Source organism: Microcella sp., assembly GCF_046296455.1.
GTDB lineage: Bacteria > Actinomycetota > Actinomycetes > Actinomycetales > Microbacteriaceae > Microcella.
In genome coordinates, this window is the sequence record NZ_JBKBLF010000014.1 from 1 (window position 1) to 15,744 (window position 15,744).

Sequence of the window (15,744 nt, forward strand, 5' to 3'; positions counted from 1 at the left end):
GGCGCGAGCCAGCGCGCGAGTTCGGTGCGACCCTCGTGCTTAAGCGCCAGAATGGTGGCGCGCGCGACGCCCTCGTAGGGCAGCGCCGCCACGACCGGCAGCGCGGCGGAGCCGCCCGGCGCCGCCGCCCCGGTGGCAGGCGCGTCGAGGCCGGGGACGAGCGCGGCGGGCGCGAGCGCGATGGGCGGCTCGAGCACCGCGCGCTGCGGCCGCGATCGCAGGGCGTGGGCGCAGGTCAGGCACAGCGCGCGATCGGGAGCACCGCATCCGGCGCAGTCGATCGGGGCGACGAGCGCCCACGCATCGGCGAGCGCCGTGGCGAGAAGGGTGCGGGCGTCGACCATGCGCGCACTGTGGCACGAGGGTGCCGACGGCATCGGGCGAGCGAGCCGCGCTGGGGAGGGCGGCTACTGCTGCGTGCCCAGGAACGAGGCGCGCAGCCCCGCGTTCTGCCAGCCCGAGCCGCGCGGCTCGAACACGATGCCGTCGACGCCGAGCACGCGGATGCCGTCGACTCCGGAGTTGCCCCCGACGATCTGCACGGGCTCGGGCGGGAGGCCGAGCGGTCGGCTGCGGCCGCCGAGCTCGTGCAGCTCGACGAGCGACTGCTCGTCGCTGCGCGTGATCGAGGCCACGCGCACCTCGTCGACCCACGTGGCGTCGACCGCGGTGTCGCCGTTGAGCGGCAGGTCGCGCAGCTCGCCGAGCCGCACGGGCACGCCCGAGGCCTCGTCGCGGATGACCGCGGCGTGCACGAGCCGCGGACCGCCCGCCCCCTGCAGCATGAGCAGCACGCGGGCGTTGTCGCGCGAGAGGTCGAGCGAGACGATGCGCGCGTCAGCGGGCAGTGCCGCCTCGACGACGTGCACGGTGCCGTCGAGCTCGGCGGCACGGATCTGGGCCGACGAGCCCGACGGCACCGACCACACGAACTGGTAGCCGTCGATGCTCGGGGCGATGAGCCCCGAACGGTCGTCGAGCAGCACCGAAGGCGTGTCTCCCGACCGCACGGCCCACACCCCGCCGGGCGCGAGCACGGCCGCGAGCGTGCGGGTGCGCGCGAGCGAGACTCCCGTGGCGTCGAGCTCGAGCACGCGCGCGCTGAGCGTGCCAACGGGCTCGATCTCGCCGCCGGTGGCGAACCCGAACGCGTCTTCCGTGCGCAGCAGCAGGCGCGGATCGACCTGGGGCACGATGTCGGGCGAGCCAGAGGTCCACTCGGGAATCTCGACGGCGTTCTGGTCGACCGTGATCTGCACGCCCACGACGCCGCTCACCGCGCGCAGGCTCGCGGCCAGCTGCAGGCGCAGCCGCTGGCGCTCGCGATCGCTGAGCGACAGCACCTCGCTCGTGAGGTCGATCTGCGCGACACCGGCGGTGATCGATACCGGGGCGAGCGCGAGCGCGGTGCCCTCGGGAATCGCCGAGACGGTCGCGCCCTGGCCGAGCCAGCTCGTGGGCGGCTCGAGCACCGCGCGCACGATGCGCGTCGCGACCTCAGAGCGAGAGGGGAACCAGCGCAGGTCGGGCACGAGGTTGCGGAAGGCGGAATCCCAGTAGTAGAGAGTGTGCTGGCTGAATGCGCTCGGGAACGCCTGCTGCGAGATGAGGATGCCGTCGCCGAGCTCGGCGATGCGCCACTCGCCGTCTTGCTCGACGAAGCGGAACGGCGGCAGCGTCTGCGTGGCGGCATCGTCGGCCACCGAGTACCGCCCGACCTCGTCGACCGCGGCGACGATCGGCACGCTGTAGGTGAGCGTGGTCTCGCCCACCCGCTCGACCGCGCCCTCGCGGCTGCGCACGAGGGTGCTCGCGTAGGGGTTCCAGACGTCGGCGACGTCGTCGGCGAGGTACGAGCGGGCGATGCGGTAGTTGTTCTGCGCCGCCGTCGTCGCCGCGAGGAACTCGCGCAAGATCTCTTCTTGCGTCGCGCCCACCGACGGCCCCGAGGGCAAGAAGTCGACGTCGACATCGACATCGATGCCCGAGTCGACCTCGCCGCCGAACTCGACACCGCCCGAGAACGGCACCGAGACGCAGCCCGTCAGCAACAGGGCGGGCACGACGGCGAGCGCCAGCAGCAGCCGGCGCAGTCGGATCGCGTGCTCACGCATCGTCATCACCTGCCCCGCCGTCGAGCACGGGCTCGAGCGGGTCGACGGGCGGCAGCTCGATGGGCGAGTGGTCGATCGTTGCTCCGCGCTCGCGGGGCAGCGTCACGCGAAAGCACGTGCCCTCGCCGGGCACCGACCACACGTCGATGTTGCCGCCATGCAGCTGCGCGTCTTCCGTCGCGATCGCGAGGCCGAGACCGGTGCCCCCCGTCGAGCGCTGGCGCGAGGGGTCGGCGCGCCAGAACCGATCGAAGACGCGCTCGAGTTGCGCAGCATCCATGCCGACGCCGTAATCGCGCACGGCGATCGCGACCGACTCGCGGTCACTGTCGACGTAGACGACGATCGGGCGGCCCTCGCCGTGATCGACGGCGTTGCCGAGCAGGTTTTGCAGGATGCGGCGGATGCGCCGGGCGTCGACCTCGGCCTCGAAGTACCCGCCGGGAGCGACGAGCCGCAGCTCGCTGCCGCGCTCCTCCGCAAGCGGGCGGATCGCCTCGAGCGACTCTTCGACGAGGCGCACGAGGCTGGTCGGCTCGGTGTCGATCTCGACGGCGCCGGCGTCGTAGCGGCTCATCTCGAGCAGGTCGGCGAGCATGACCTCGAAGCGGTCGACCTGCGCGTGCAGCAGCTCGGCCGTGCGCGCGGTCGTGGGGCTGAACTGGTCGCGCTGCTCGTAGAGCACGTCGCCCGCGAGGCGGATGGTCGTGAGCGGCGTACGCAGCTCGTGGCTCACGTCGCTCACGAAGCGCTGCTGCACGCGCGAGAGCGCCGCGAGCTGCGTGATCTGGCGCTGCAAGCTGTCGGCCATGCGGTTGAACGAGCGGGCGAGGGTGGCGATGACGTCTTCGCCCTTCTCGGGGATGCGCTCTTCGAGCTGCCCCGCGGCGAGCTTCTCGGCCGTCTCGGCGGCGACCCGCACGGGGTTGATCGCAAGGCGTGTGACGAGGAAGGTCACGAGGCCGATCGTGGCGACGAGCAGCAGAGAGCCGATGACGAGGGTCTGCTGCACGAAGTCGAGGGTCTGTTGCACGTCGCGCACGTTGTAGACGAGGTAGAGCTCGTACTGCCCGGCCGTGGGCACCTCGAAGACGCTGCCGACGATCAGGCCCGGATCGTCGCCCACTTCGCTCTGCAGGGTCACCGCCTGCGTGTAGAGCCGACCGTCGTCTTGCGCGACCTGGTCGCGCAACTCGTCACTGATGACCGTCGTGTCGAGACCGCGGGTGCTCGTGGGAGTCATGGTGACGGCCGTGGTTTGCCCGGGAGTGCGAGAGATCGCGAACTGCGTGCCGCCCGAGCTCGATGCCACGCTGCGAATCGTGGTCGCTGCCGTGATGTTGACTGATTCGACGTCGATCGTTCCCGACGAGGTCACCGAGCTGTCGAAGAGCTCTTGCACGCTCACCGTGGCTTGCCGGGCCTCGGCGATGGCCTGGCTCTTGCGCGCCTCGTAGAGGTTGGTGGCGATGCTGATCGACATGTAGCCGCTGATGATCGTCACGGCGATCGTCGAGAAGAACACCGTGATCGCCACCGTGCGCAGCTGCAGCGAGCCGCGCCAGAGCTGGCGCGCCCGTTGCACCAGGCTGCGCCAGGTGTACGGAGGCATGGGCTGGGCCGACCCGCGCTCAGCGGGCCGCGCCGGCCCGGTAGCCCACGCCCCGTACCGTCATGACGATGCTCGGGTTGTCGGGGTCGAGCTCGACCTTGGCCCGCAGCCGCTGCACGTGCACGTTCACGAGGCGGGTGTCGGCCTTGTAGTGGTAGCCCCACACCTGCTCGAGCAGCATCTCGCGCGTGAACACCTGGTTGGGCTTCATGGCGAGCGCGAGCAGCAGGTCGAACTCGAGCGGGGTGAGCGAGATGGGCCCGCCCTCGCGGGTAACCTCGTGCCCCGTCACGTCGATGACGAGGTCGCCGATCGGCAGGCGCTCGACATCGGACTGCGTACTTGGCCGCAGGCGCGTGCGGATGCGCGCGACGAGCTCTTTCGGGTTGAAGGGCTTGACGACATAGTCGTCGGCGCCGCTCTCGAGGCCGCGCACGACGTCGGTCGAGTCGCTCTTGGCGGTGAGCATGATGATGGGCGTGCCGCTCGACTCGCGGATGCGCGTGCACACCTCGATGCCGTCGATGCCCGGCAGCATGAGGTCGAGCAGCACCAGGTCGGGCTTGACGCTCGCGAACGACTCGAGCGCTGACGCCCCGTCGTACGAGAAGTGAGGATCGAAGCCCTCGCCGCGCAGCACGATGCCGATCATCTCAGCGATAGCGGCGTCGTCATCGACGACGAGGATGCGCGCGGTCATCGGGCGACCTCCGGTTCATATTTGGCCCCAGCCTAGACGAGTGTGACAGCATACGTTCCGAGCAGACCTCAGGCGACGACGAAGGGCCAGCACGTGAGCGACTCCACCTCTTGGGCTTCGCCCGGGGATCCCTCCGCGGCATCCGGCCCGGACTCGACGGCTGCGGGGCCCTACGGTCCCTCGGGCGACGCCGGTTCTGCCGCCGCGACCACCCCGGGCGCCACGGGCTGGACGCCGCCACCCAAGCCCGGGCTCATCCCCCTGCGGCCCCTCGACTTCGGCACCGTGCTCGGCGCGAGCTTTCAGGTGCTGCGGCGCAACCCGCGCCCGACGTTCGGGGCGGCGCTGCTGCTCAACGCGCTCGTCGTGCTCGTGGCCTTCGGTCTGACCTTCGGCGTCAGCTTCTGGGCCCTCGACCGCTCGTTCCGGGCCTCGGTCGACAACGCTGCGGCCATCGAGGCGGGCGCGATCGGGCTCATCATCGTGACCGGACTGATCGCGGTCGCGCTGTCGCTCGTGGCGCAGGCCGTGCTGCTCGGCGTGATCGTGCTCGAGGTCTCGCGCGCGACGCTCGGCGAGAAGCTCACGCTGCGTCAGCTGTTCGAGCTCGGCAAGGGTCGCTGGTGGGCGCTCATCGGCTGGACGGCCTTGCTCTCGGCAGCACTCATGGTCGGATTGACCCTCTTCGTCATCGTCATCGCTCTGCTCATCGCCGTCGGCGGGCCCGCGGGCATCGCGATCGGCGTGCTGCTCGGCGTTGTCGGCGGTCTCGCCTTCCTGGCGCTCAGCATGTGGCTGTGGATCAAGCTCGCCCTCGTTCCGACGGCGATCATCCTCGAGCGCCTGCCGCTGCGCGATGCCATCCGCCGCGGCTGGACGCTCGTGACGGGGCATTTCTGGCGCACCTTCGGCACGCTGCTGCTCATCACTGTCATGGTGCAGGTGGCCTCGAGCGTCATCTCGGCGCCGTTCAGCTTCGCCGCGAGCTTCGGCACGGTTCTCGTCAACCCCGCCGGTGACGACCTGACCAGCATCTGGCTGCTGCTCGGCGCGAACGTGCTGACGATCGCCGTCACCGTGGTGGTCGGCGCGATCGGCTCAGTGCTGCTGTCGGCGGCCACGGCGCTCATCTACATCGACCTGCGCATGCGCAAAGAGGGTCTCGACCTCGAGCTGCAGCGCGTGGTCGAGCTGCGGGCGAGCGGCGCGAGCGCGCCCGACCCGTACTCATCTGCGGCGCGCTGATCGTGGCGGTTCCGGTCGAGCCCGATGCTCCGGATGCCCGCGAGCTGCTGCTCGACGAGCTCAGCGACCCGGCCTACGCCGAGAGCCAGCCGACGTGGTTCGACCTGCTCTCGCAGGCCGTGCTCGAATGGCTCGGCAGTCTGACCTTCGGCGAGGGCGGCGCGTTCTCGCCGCTCGTGCTCGTCATCCTGCTCGTGCTCGGCGTCATCGCGGTGCTCACGGCGATCCTCATCTACGGCCTGCCGCGCTGGCGGCAGCGCAGCCGTCTCGAAACCGAGCTGTTCGGCGAGCGCGACCGCCGCACAGCCCGGCAGCTGCGGCGCGACGCCGAGAAGGCGGCGAGCGCGGGCGACTGGGCCACCGGGATCGCCGAGCGCTACCGGGCCATCGCGCGAGCGCTCGATGAGCGCACGATCGTCACACCGCTGCCGGGCACCACAGCCCACGGTTTCGCGAGCGCTGCCGGCCGCCAGTTCGGCGAGCACGCCGCGGCGCTGCAGCGCGCGGCCGACCGCTTCGACGAGGTGCGCTACCTGGGCCAGCGGGGCGACGCCGAGGGCTACGCCTTCGTGCGCGAGCTCGACGACGCGATCGACCGGGCGCCGTCGCCGCTGCCGAGCGTGAGCGAGCTGACCGGCGCGGGCACGGTGCCCCGATGACCACCACCACTGCGCCGGAGGTCGATTACGACACGAGCGTGCTCGCCGGGTCGAGTACCGAGATCATCACCCCGACCGTGCGCCGCTCGCTGCGGCGCGGCCTGTACTGGGCCGTCGCGATCGGCGCCCTGCTGGCCTTCGGCCTCGTCATGGTCGCGCTCAACGGCGCCGGCCGCGTCGCCGAGCGCTGGGGTGCCGGCGAGACGGCGCCGTCAGGCTCGCGCGCGCTCGTCGAGGTGCTGCGCGATCAGGGTGTCGACGTCATCGTGACGAGCACGCTCGAGCAGTCGCGCGCCGAGCTCGAGAACCTGTCGCAGGTCGACGGCGGGCCCGGGGCGACCCTGTTCGTGGGTGACGCCCGCGGCATCCTCGGCGCAGAGCAGTGGAGCGAGGTGCTGGGGCTCGCCGATCACACCCTCATCGCCGAGCCGACCGCGCTCGCGCTCGACGGCCTGGGCATCGACGCGCTGGTGGCGGGGCCGCTCGACAGCGGCGACCCCGATGCCGGCAGCCCCGAGGGCGACGGCGCGGGCCGCGTGACGCTCGACGCCGGGTGCCGAGTGCCGGCGGCGCAGCGGGCCGAGAGCATCATCGCCGCCGGAGTCGGCTACAGCACGCTCGAGGGTACGACCTGCTTCGACGCCGGGCAAGCGGGTGCCGCGCTCGTGAGCCTCGACATCGATCGCCGCTCGGTGAGCGTGCTCGGCGCCGGCACGGCGCTGCAGAACGGCGACATCACGAGCGCGGGCAACGCGGCCCTCGTGCTCGGTCTGCTCGGCGAGCACGCGACGCTCGTCTGGTACCAACCCACACCCGCCGACCTGAGCACGCCGACGATCGCCGAGCTCACCCCCGGCTGGGTCAACCCGGTGGCCTGGCTCGCGCTGCTCGTCGGCATCGCTGCCGCCGTCTGGCAGGGGCGCCGGCTGGGCCCCGTCGTCATCGAGAACCTGCCCGTCGTCGTCAAGACCACCGAGACGATGGAGGGCCGGGCTCGGCTCTACGCCCGCGAGGGCTCGCGCCTGCGGGCGCTCGACGCGCTGCGCGTCGGCACCCTGCGCCGCCTCGCCGAGGGGCTCGCACTGGGCAGCGCTGCCGGAGTCGACGACATCATCATCGCCGTGGCGGGCATCACGGGGCGCGACCAGCTGTCGTTGCGCGCCCTGCTCGTCGGCACCGAACCGGATTCTGACCGCGACCTCGTGCAGCTGAGCGACCGCCTGCTCGAGCTCGAGCGGCAGGTGGCGAAGCGCGTGGCACTCGACGACCAGACAGAGAGAATGGGTTCATGACTGACACAGACCTGCGCGATGCCTTCGGGCGCGTGCGCACCGAAGTGGGCAAGGCCGTCGTCGGCCAAGACGGCGCCGTGAGCGGCCTCATCGTGGCCCTGCTGACGGGCGGGCACGTGCTGCTCGAGGGTGTGCCTGGCGTGGCCAAGACCCTGCTCGTGCGCTCGCTCAGCGCGGCGCTCGACCTGCAGACCACGCGCGTGCAGTTCACGCCCGACCTCATGCCGGGCGACGTCACGGGCTCGGTCGTCTACGACGCCAAGGCGGGCGACTTCGAGTTCAGGCGCGGGCCGGTGTTCACCAACATCCTGCTCGCCGACGAGATCAACCGCACTCCTCCGAAGACGCAGTCGGCCCTGCTCGAGGCGATGGAAGAGCGCCAGGTCACGGTCGACGGCGAGACCCACGCGCTGCCGCACCCGTTCTTGGTCGCCGCCACGCAGAACCCGGTCGAGTACGAGGGCACCTACACGCTGCCCGAAGCGCAGCTCGACCGCTTCTTGCTCAAGCTCGTGCTCGACCTGCCCCCGCGCGAGGCCGAGCTGCAGATCATGCAGCGGCACGCCGACGGCTTCAACCCGCGCGACCTCGGTGCAGCCGGCGTGAGCGCCGTCGTGAGCGCCGACGACATCACGACCGCCCGCGCCCTCGTCGGTGAGGTACGGGCGTCGGCCGAGCTGCTCGGCTACCTCGTCGACCTCGCGCGCGCGACGCGCCAGAGCCCCTCGGTCAAGCTCGGCGTGAGCCCCCGCGGCACCACCGCGCTGCTCGCCGCAGCGAAAGCCTGGGCCTGGCTGCAGGGCGCCGAAGCCATCACGCCCGACCACGTGCAGGCGATGCTGCTGCCCGTCTGGCGGCACCGCATCGGGCTGCGCCCCGAGGCCGAGCTCGAAGGCGTCTCGGCCGACACGATCCTTCGCTCGATCGTGCAGCAGGTGCAGGTGCCGCTGTAACTATGGCCATCACCGGCTGGTTCGTGCTGCTCGTCGCCCTCGGCGTCGTGCCCGTCGTCGCGCTCGTCGACGTCGTGCCCGCGGGCCTCGTGCTGCTCGGCTGGCTCGGGATCTGCCTCGTGCTCATGGTCGTCGACCTGGTGCTGGCCGCCTCGCCGCGCGCCCTGCGCCTGCAGCGGCAGACGGATGCGCGCGTGCGCCTCACCGAGACCGCGAGTGCGACGCTCTACGTCACGAACCCGGGGCGGCGCACGCTGCGCGGCATCATCCGTGATGCGTGGGAGCCGTCGGCCGGGGCCCGGCCGACGCGGCAGCGCGTGCTTGTTCCCGCCGGGGAGCGCCGCGCCCTCGTCACCGCGCTCACGCCGTGGCGCCGCGGAGAACGCCGAGCCGTGCTGGTCACGGTGCGGGCGATCGGGCCGCTGCGGTTGGCCGGGCGTCAGGCGAGCATCCGCGTGCCCGCCGAGATCACCGTGCTGCCAGAATTCGCGTCGCGCAAGCACCTGCCCTCCCGACTCGCGCGGCTGCGCGAACTCGACGGGCGCACGAGCGTCATGGTGCGCGGCCAGGGCACCGAGTTCGACAGCCTGCGCGAGTACGTGCGCGGCGACGACGTGCGGTCGATCGACTGGCGTGCGACGGCGCGGCGCTCGGGCGGGCCGGGGCCGGGCGGCACCCCCGCGCAGACCCTCATGGTGCGCACCTGGCGCCCCGAGCGCGACCGGCACGTGGTCGTGATCGTCGACTCGGGTCGCACGGCCGCGGCCCGCATCGCCGACGAGACTCGACTCGACACGGCCTTCGAGTCGACCCTGCTGCTGAGTGCGCTCGCCGACCGCGCGGGCGACCGCATCGACGTCGCCGTCTTCGACCGCCGCGTTCGCGGGCGGGTGCAGGGCGCGCGCGGCGCCGACCTGCTCGCGAAGCTCGTCGAGACCATGGCGCCCATCGACCCCGCGCTCATCGAGACCGACTACACGGCCGTGCCCGGGCTCGTCCGCTCGATGACCGCGCAGCGCTCGCTCGTCGTGCTGTGCGTGCCGCTCGAATCGCCGGGAGCCACGCGCTCGCTGCTCGCTATGCTGCCGCAACTCACGACCCGGCACCTCGTGCTCGTCGCCGCCGTCACCGACCCCGCGCTGCTCGACGCCGCCGGTGAGCGCGACTCGCGCGCATCGGTCTACCGGGCCGCCGCGGCCGAGCGCGCCCTGCTCGACGCCGAGCGCGTCGCGGCCGCCGTGCGCCGGCTCGGTGGTGACGTCGTCAGCGCGGCCCCTCTCGACCTGCCGCCCGCGGTCGCCGACCGGTACCTCGCCTATAAGGCGGCCGGGCGGCTGTAGCCGCACGACGCGTCGCGAGGAGGTCAACGGCGGCTGCAGAACTCGTGGCACATGTGCAGTCGAAACAGCCTCATCTCGGGTTAGTCTGGCGCTACATCCCCCGGCACTCCATGGTGCCCCTGCGCCCGAGAGAGTGCTCATGCCGACGCATCACCCGAATTCAGGCGCGCGCGTGCGCCGACCCGTTCGCCGCATCGCCACCGTCTCGGCGGTCGCGATCATCGCCTCCGCACTCGTGTTTCCGACCGCGGCGATCGCGGCGGTCGACACCCCGTTCACGTTCGACGATCCGGCGCCCGCGACCTCGGGCGTCGTGCAGTACTCCGCCAGCGGAGCCACCGTCACGACTCTGACGGGCACCGGTCCCGATGGCGCAACCGTGCGCATCGAAACCATCGATGCCGGCACGTTCGCCTTCGGGTACCCGTGCTCGACCACGGTGGTCAACGGCGCCTGGAGCTGCGACGTGACCCTCGGGTCGTTCGTCGGAACCGTCGGCGCGCAGCGGATGGAAGACGTGGGCGGACTCTCATTGCCCGCTGAAACCGTCAGCCGCACGATCGTCGCGCTCTCGCCCCCCGCCTTCGACTCGGCCTCGACGGGCGTGGTGAGCTCGAGCACGTCGCCGACCATCTCGGGAACCGTGACGCCGCTCGCCGGAACGACGAGTGCGACCGTTCGGCTGACCGTCGAAGGCGACGAGGTCTGCATCGCCACCGTCGCGATGGCGGGAACGTGGACGTGCTCCATCTCGGTCGCCGGAGCACTGGATGGCCCGCTCGACCTGGCCGTCACGCAGACCCGCACGGCGGGGGGTGTGAGTGGCACGTCGCTCGCCGCGACGACCACTTACACCCTCGACACGACCGGGCCGACTGTACCCGCCACGTTCACGACGCCGGCGGGTTCCACCCTCACGGTGGGGCCGGGGGCGTTCGTGCTCGCGGGCACGGCCGAGGCATCGGGCACCGTGCGCGTCACGGCAGGCGCGACAACCGTCTGCGGGCCGCTGACCGTGAGCGTCGGGGGTACCTGGTCGTGCACCGCGACAGGATTGCCCATCGGTTCGTACACGCTGTCGATTGTGCACGCGGATGCTCGGGGCAACGCCGCCTCGAGCACGTCGGAGTCGATCGCCCTGACCGTGCAGTCGGTGATCGTCATCCCCCCGCCCAACCTCATCGTCTCGCCGCCGTCGTTCGTGACGCTCCCGAATCTGACCATCGCGCCCCCCGCGGTGCCCACAACGATCATCACGGATCTGCCGGGGCAACTGATCGAGGTGTCGACCGCGCTCGCGACCGAATCCCCCGCGCGCGACATCTTGCAAGACATCCTGGTCACGAACGTGCAAGGCCTCTTCGAGACGGTCAATGAGGGCGGGCAGGCGTACCGCTACTCGGTTCCCATCAACCAGTTGCCCGACATTGACATGCTGCTCGCGCTCAGGCTGATGTTCCCTGACGGCCTGAAGGACGTCACTGTTGTTGATCCCACCACGGGGCAAATAGGACCGCGCCAACCTACCTGGAGCGACATGCCGTGGCGAGCGCAGGTCGTATATCTCTACTACGACCGCCGCAATGGACTAACCGACGGAGATCCGGACGACACGACACCCGATCTCGGAAACTACATCGCTCCCTTTGCCGACGTGTCAGAGCGGAGTGCTCGCCCTGTTCTCAACGAGGGCGAGATTCTCATCGACCAGCAAGAGCTCACGGGAGACGGACAAGTCTCGCTCTCGGGCGCGCTTCCGGAGGGCGTGGCGCCGGGCGATTACGACCTCATCGTGCGCGTCGTCCTCGAGCCTGACGAGAATGTCGGCATTCCCGTTCCCGACACGATCGAACCGATCGAGGTCAGTGTGCCCGTCACGCTCGTCTCGGACGAGCCTGCCGACACTGCGGGCATCTCGCCCTGGCTGTGGGCCGGAATCGCGGCGCTCGTGCTCGGCATCGTCGCGATCGTGGTCATCATGGCCCGCACCGCGCGCCGCCAGGCGTAGTTCGTCGACTAGCGCTGCGGTTGGCCCCGACGAGTGCGGATGACGGCCGCAGCGCCCACGGCGAGAAGGAGCGCGGCAGCGAGTGCGGCCGCGGTCAGGTCGGCGCCGCCGGTCGCCGCCAGTTCGGGCACGACCGTGAAGGTGATCGTCGCCGATCCGTCGCGAGGCTCCGCGCTCGCCTTCACCCCGACGGTCGAGCTCGCGAGCTCAGGGCCCACGAACGGCAGTCCCCCGCCGCCGCCCGCGAGGTAGACCTCGATCGGCGTTCCGCTGCCGAAGTCGTTGGCGCCGGCAGCCCCACCGGGCCACCCGGCACCGCCCGCACCGAACGCGAGCACGAGGCTGCTGCTGTTCGAGGTATTGGCCGACTGGCCGTCTTCGGTGAACCCGACGGTGTTGCCACCGGCGGCTCCACCCGCCAGCACGACGGTCGCACCGTCGATGACGTCGCCACCGCTCTCGCCGCCGTCGCCGCCGTCGGTCGCGAACAGGAGCGAGTCCGACGTCGTCCAGATGGCGGCACCGCCGCCGCCGCCCGGCGCGCCCGCAACGATGGAGCCATTGAGCGACGCGCTCGTGCTGCCGCCACCGCTCGCCCAGCCCTCGCCACCGAAACGGTGACCGGTTCCGCCGGCGAGCATGTCGCCCGGGGCCGTGAGGTCGATCCCGCTGCCCGCCGTCGCGACCAAGAACGACAACTCATCGCCCGGCTCGACCGCGAGGGTTCCCGAGACGAGTCCGCCGCGCCCGCCCTGCCCGATCTGGGTGATACCGCTCGAGCTCGTCGCCGTGCCCCCGTCGCCGCCCGTGAGCTCGACGAACACGCTCGTGACGCCCGCGGGCACGGTGAAGGTGTCACCGTTTCCGAGACTGACCGACTGCGAGTCTGCCGAGTGGGCAGCGGAGAGCGGCGAGAGCACGAGCGCTGCCGCGGCCAGGGCCGTGAGAGCGACAACAGGACGACGACGCAGTGAAGTGGTCACGAGAATCCCTGGATGGTGGTGGGCACGACTCCGGTCGGCCACGGTGGGTGAAATCTGTTTCATGATAGGTCACCCGCACCCGAGGTGACGTGGGTGCTGCAGCGGGGCGGACTAGTCGCCGACGACGACGCGCGCGCCGCGGCTGATCGGGTCGAGGTCGCCCGTCTCGCCATCGCGGTAGGCACGCCCGCCGAGCATCCACTGATAGAGCAAAAATGCCACGAGCGCGACCGTGCCGATGCCGATGCGAATGACGTCGGGCCAGTCTTGCCGCGTCACGTAGCCCTCGATGATGCCGCTCACGAGCAGCGCTGCCACGAGCCCGCCGATGACCGCGAACAGGGCGCGGCCGTCGTCGGCGAGCGCCTGCAGGCGTGTGCGCGGGCCGGGCGAGACCCAGGCCCAGAAGATCATGAGTCCGCCTGCGCCGGCCACGAAGATCGCATAGATCTCGAGCTGGCCGTGGGGGAGGATGTTGAGGAAGAACACGTCGAGCCGGTCGAACTCGGTCATGATGCCCGCGCTGATGCCGAGCCCCTGCGCGTTCTGAAAGAGCACGACGGGCACGAACAGCCCGGTGATGCCGAAGGCGACGGCCTGCGTGGCGATCCACGCGTTGTTGCTGAAGACCTGCAGCCCGAACACCGCCTCGCCCGACTCGCTGTAGTAGCCGACGAAGTCCTCTTCTGCGTAGCGCCGCAGCTCGTCGTAAGGGCCGAGTGCGGCGATTACATCAGGATTCGTCGCGACCCAGACCGCGTAGAGCGTCGCGACGGCGACGAAGGCCACGGCAACCGCGATCGTCAGATACCGGATGCGGTATAGCGCCGCCGGCACCTCTCGCGTCGCGTAGCGGGCCAGCTGGGCGAGCGGCTCGGCGGTGGCGCCGGTGAAGCGCAGTCGTGCGCGCGACAGCAGCACGCTGAGAGTCGCGGCCTGCGAGACCTGGCCCGCGCTTGTCGTGATGGCCGAGAGCTGCGTGGCCCCGGCCTGATAGTGCTCGATGAGCTCATCGGCATCGCGCCCCGCGAAACGGCGCTGGCGCGACAACTCGCGCAGCCGGTCCCATTCGGCGGCGTGGGCTGAAGAGTAGGCGTCAAGATCCATCTGTTTAGATGATGTCATGTCTGGCACTGCTGCGAACCTGAGCCAGCACGACAGCGAGCGCGAACTGCTCACGGGCGAAGCCGTGGCCCTCGAGCTGCGCGCGACGAGCGTCATTCTGCGCATGGCCGGCGGCATCATCGACTACCTCGTCTACCTCGTGGCGACGGGGCTCTTCGCCTGGGGCGTCTTCTCGCTCGCGATCGACCTCGGCCTCGACGAGGCGCTCTACGCCGCCGTCGGCATCCTCGTGGTCGTCGTCGGCCTCGTGCTGCTGCCCGCCGTGGTCGAGACCGCGAGCCAGGGCAAGTCGCTCGGCCGCCTCGCCCTCGGCGACCGCATCGTGCGCGACGACGGCGGGGCCATCTCGTTCCGCCACGCGTTCATCCGCTCGCTCGTCGGCGTGTTCGAGATCGTCTTCACGGGCGGCGGGCTCGCCGTGGTGGTCGCCATGCTCAACTCGCGCGCCAAGCGGCTGGGCGACCTGCTCGCCGGCACCTACAGCCAGTACGAGCGGGTTTCGAGTGCCGTGCCGCCCGTGTACGGGGTTCCGGTGGAGCTCGTGGAATGGGCTTCCACCGCCGACGTCGCCCGCATGCCCGACGCGCTCTCGCGACGCATCGCCCAGTTCTTGCGGCAGGCGGGCGGCCACACCGCGTCGACGCGCGAGCGCCTCGCCCGCGACCTCGCGACCGAAGCCGCGCTCTACGTCTCGCCCGTGCCGGGCGGAGACCCCGAGCTCTTTCTCGCCGGCGTCGCCGCGCTGCGCCGCGAGCGCGAAGCCACGGCACTCAGGCTCGAGCGGGCGCGGCTCGACGAACTGCAGCCGACGCTCGCCGCGCTGCCCCACGGTTTTCCTGACCGCGGCTAGGGTCGCAGCATGAACCCGAGCTCCGCATCCATCGCCGTCACCGTCGTCGGCGGCCCCACCGCCCTGCTCGAGTGGGCGGGCCTGCGGCTACTGCTCGACCCCACCTTCGACGAGCCCCAGCGCTACGGCGACCACCCCGACGCGCTCGAGAAGACCGCGGCGCCCGCGGTGGCGTTCGATGCTCTGGGCCGCATCGACGCCGCCCTCGTCTCGCACCACCACCATGAAGACAACCTCGACCACCGCGGCCGCGATCTCGCGCTGACGCTGCCGCTCGTGGTGACGACGCCCGTGGGGGCGCAGGACCTCGGCACCCGCGGGGGCACCGCCCGCATCATCGGGCTCGCCGACGACGAGGGGATTGCGCTCGACGACCCGGGTGTCGTGGGCACGGCCGTGGCGTCGCACGCACCGGCCGGTGCGCGGCTGGTGGCGCTTGCCGCGCAGCACGGCCCCGACGAGTGGGCCGAGCGCCTCGGGCCGGTGTGCGGGTTCCTGCTCTCCGCGCCCGGGCATCCGACCGTCTACGTGTCGGGCGATAACTCGGAGGTCGCGGTCGTCGAGGCGATCGCCGCGCGCCACGGGCGGGTGGATGCGGCGATCCTGTTCGCCGGAGCAGCTCGGGTCGACGACATCGACGCTCCCCTCACCCTGACGGCCGAGCGCGCCCGGGCCGCGGCGCTCGTGCTCGGCGCGCGTCGCGTGGTTGGGTTGCACGTCGACCAGTGGACGCACTTCAGCGAGGGCCGCGACGCTCTCGAGCGCGAGTTCGCCGGTCTCGAGTCGCCCGCGGGCGGGACGCTGCTCGCGCCCACGCCGCTGGGCGTGCGCACCGAGGTCGCCCTCTAGCGCGAGCCGCGCAT

At 71.3% G+C, this 15,744-nt stretch carries 13 protein-coding genes and 1 pseudogene; 8 read left to right on the forward strand and 6 right to left on the reverse strand.

Annotated elements, in window-relative coordinates; all coding sequences use genetic code 11:
- From ACK4HH_RS08615 to mtrA, 4 genes and pseudogenes are all read right to left on the reverse strand, one after another.
- Positions 1–344, reverse strand: a pseudogene (locus tag ACK4HH_RS08615) (hypothetical protein); the annotation flags it as partial.
- A gap of 63 nt (positions 345–407) precedes the next feature.
- Entirely contained in the window at positions 408–2,120 is a 1,713-nt protein-coding gene (locus ACK4HH_RS08620; RefSeq protein WP_409650757.1) for a GerMN domain-containing protein, read from the reverse strand.
- The gene (gene mtrB / locus ACK4HH_RS08625; RefSeq protein ID WP_409650759.1) at positions 2,107–3,726 is read right to left on the reverse strand and encodes an MtrAB system histidine kinase MtrB; all 1,620 of its coding nucleotides are present in this window, start codon (positions 3,724–3,726) and stop codon (positions 2,107–2,109) included. Before mtrB ends, ACK4HH_RS08620 begins: the two co-directional genes overlap by 14 nt.
- 19 nt (positions 3,727–3,745) lie before the next feature.
- Positions 3,746–4,426 carry an MtrAB system response regulator MtrA gene (mtrA, locus tag ACK4HH_RS08630; protein WP_409650761.1) on the reverse strand — a complete coding sequence of 227 codons (681 nt, stop codon included), beginning with the start codon at positions 4,424–4,426 and terminating at the stop codon, positions 3,746–3,748.
- A gap of 93 nt (positions 4,427–4,519) precedes the next feature.
- Between mtrA and ACK4HH_RS08635 the strand changes: the two genes are divergently transcribed.
- From ACK4HH_RS08635 to ACK4HH_RS08660, 6 genes are all read left to right on the forward strand, one after another.
- On the forward strand, positions 4,520–5,671 hold the full coding sequence (locus tag ACK4HH_RS08635) for a hypothetical protein (RefSeq protein WP_409650763.1): 1,152 nt from the start codon (positions 4,520–4,522) through the stop codon (positions 5,669–5,671).
- Between the two features lie 2 nt (positions 5,672–5,673).
- Positions 5,674–6,330, forward strand: coding sequence for a DUF4129 domain-containing protein (locus ACK4HH_RS08640; protein ID WP_409650765.1), 657 nt, complete (start codon positions 5,674–5,676; stop codon positions 6,328–6,330).
- Positions 6,327–7,622 (forward strand): DUF4350 domain-containing protein, encoded by a 1,296-nt coding sequence (locus tag ACK4HH_RS08645; protein ID WP_409650767.1) that lies wholly within the window; start codon positions 6,327–6,329, stop codon positions 7,620–7,622. The genes ACK4HH_RS08640 and ACK4HH_RS08645 overlap by 4 nt, the downstream gene beginning before the upstream one ends.
- Entirely contained in the window at positions 7,619–8,575 is a 957-nt protein-coding gene (locus ACK4HH_RS08650) for an AAA family ATPase (protein ID WP_409650769.1), read from the forward strand. The genes ACK4HH_RS08645 and ACK4HH_RS08650 overlap by 4 nt, the downstream gene beginning before the upstream one ends.
- 2 nt (positions 8,576–8,577) lie before the next feature.
- Positions 8,578–9,915, forward strand: coding sequence for a DUF58 domain-containing protein (locus ACK4HH_RS08655; RefSeq protein ID WP_409650771.1), 1,338 nt, complete (start codon positions 8,578–8,580; stop codon positions 9,913–9,915).
- Positions 9,916–10,087: 172 nt separating this feature from the next.
- Positions 10,088–11,923 carry an Ig-like domain-containing protein gene (locus ACK4HH_RS08660; RefSeq protein ID WP_409650773.1) on the forward strand — a complete coding sequence of 612 codons (1,836 nt, stop codon included), beginning with the start codon at positions 10,088–10,090 and terminating at the stop codon, positions 11,921–11,923.
- Positions 11,924–11,931: 8 nt separating this feature from the next.
- On the opposite strand, the gene ACK4HH_RS08665 is transcribed toward ACK4HH_RS08660, so the two are convergent.
- On the reverse strand, positions 11,932–12,906 hold the full coding sequence (locus ACK4HH_RS08665; protein ID WP_409650775.1) for a hypothetical protein: 975 nt from the start codon (positions 12,904–12,906) through the stop codon (positions 11,932–11,934).
- A gap of 111 nt (positions 12,907–13,017) precedes the next feature.
- Positions 13,018–14,013, reverse strand: a complete 996-nt coding sequence (locus tag ACK4HH_RS08670) for a stage II sporulation protein M (RefSeq protein ID WP_409650777.1) — start codon at positions 14,011–14,013, stop codon at positions 13,018–13,020.
- A 16-nt stretch (positions 14,014–14,029) separates the two neighbouring features.
- On the opposite strand from ACK4HH_RS08670, the gene ACK4HH_RS08675 reads away from it, so the two are divergent.
- Together ACK4HH_RS08675 and ACK4HH_RS08680 are read left to right on the forward strand one after the other, a co-directional pair.
- Complete coding sequence (locus ACK4HH_RS08675) at positions 14,030–14,881, forward strand: RDD family protein (RefSeq protein WP_409650779.1); 852 nt, start codon at positions 14,030–14,032, stop codon at positions 14,879–14,881.
- A gap of 9 nt (positions 14,882–14,890) precedes the next feature.
- The gene (locus ACK4HH_RS08680; RefSeq protein ID WP_409650781.1) at positions 14,891–15,730 is read left to right on the forward strand and encodes an MBL fold metallo-hydrolase; all 840 of its coding nucleotides are present in this window, start codon (positions 14,891–14,893) and stop codon (positions 15,728–15,730) included.
- Positions 15,731–15,744 lie beyond the last annotated feature (14 nt).

Coding starts and splice junctions, on each gene's coding strand:
- ACK4HH_RS08620 (WP_409650757.1), bottom strand. CDS start 2,120: ATGACGATGCGTGAGCACGCGATCCGACTGCGCCGGCTGCTGCTGGCG.
- mtrB (WP_409650759.1), bottom strand. CDS start 3,726: ATGCCTCCGTACACCTGGCGCAGCCTGGTGCAACGGGCGCGCCAGCTC.
- mtrA (WP_409650761.1), bottom strand. CDS start 4,426: ATGACCGCGCGCATCCTCGTCGTCGATGACGACGCCGCTATCGCTGAG.
- ACK4HH_RS08645 (WP_409650767.1), top strand. CDS start 6,327: ATGACCACCACCACTGCGCCGGAGGTCGATTACGACACGAGCGTGCTC.
- ACK4HH_RS08650 (WP_409650769.1), top strand. CDS start 7,619: ATGACTGACACAGACCTGCGCGATGCCTTCGGGCGCGTGCGCACCGAA.
- ACK4HH_RS08655 (WP_409650771.1), top strand. CDS start 8,578: ATGGCCATCACCGGCTGGTTCGTGCTGCTCGTCGCCCTCGGCGTCGTG.
- ACK4HH_RS08670 (WP_409650777.1), bottom strand. CDS start 14,013: ATGGATCTTGACGCCTACTCTTCAGCCCACGCCGCCGAATGGGACCGG.
- ACK4HH_RS08675 (WP_409650779.1), top strand. CDS start 14,030: ATGTCTGGCACTGCTGCGAACCTGAGCCAGCACGACAGCGAGCGCGAA.
- ACK4HH_RS08680 (WP_409650781.1), top strand. CDS start 14,891: ATGAACCCGAGCTCCGCATCCATCGCCGTCACCGTCGTCGGCGGCCCC.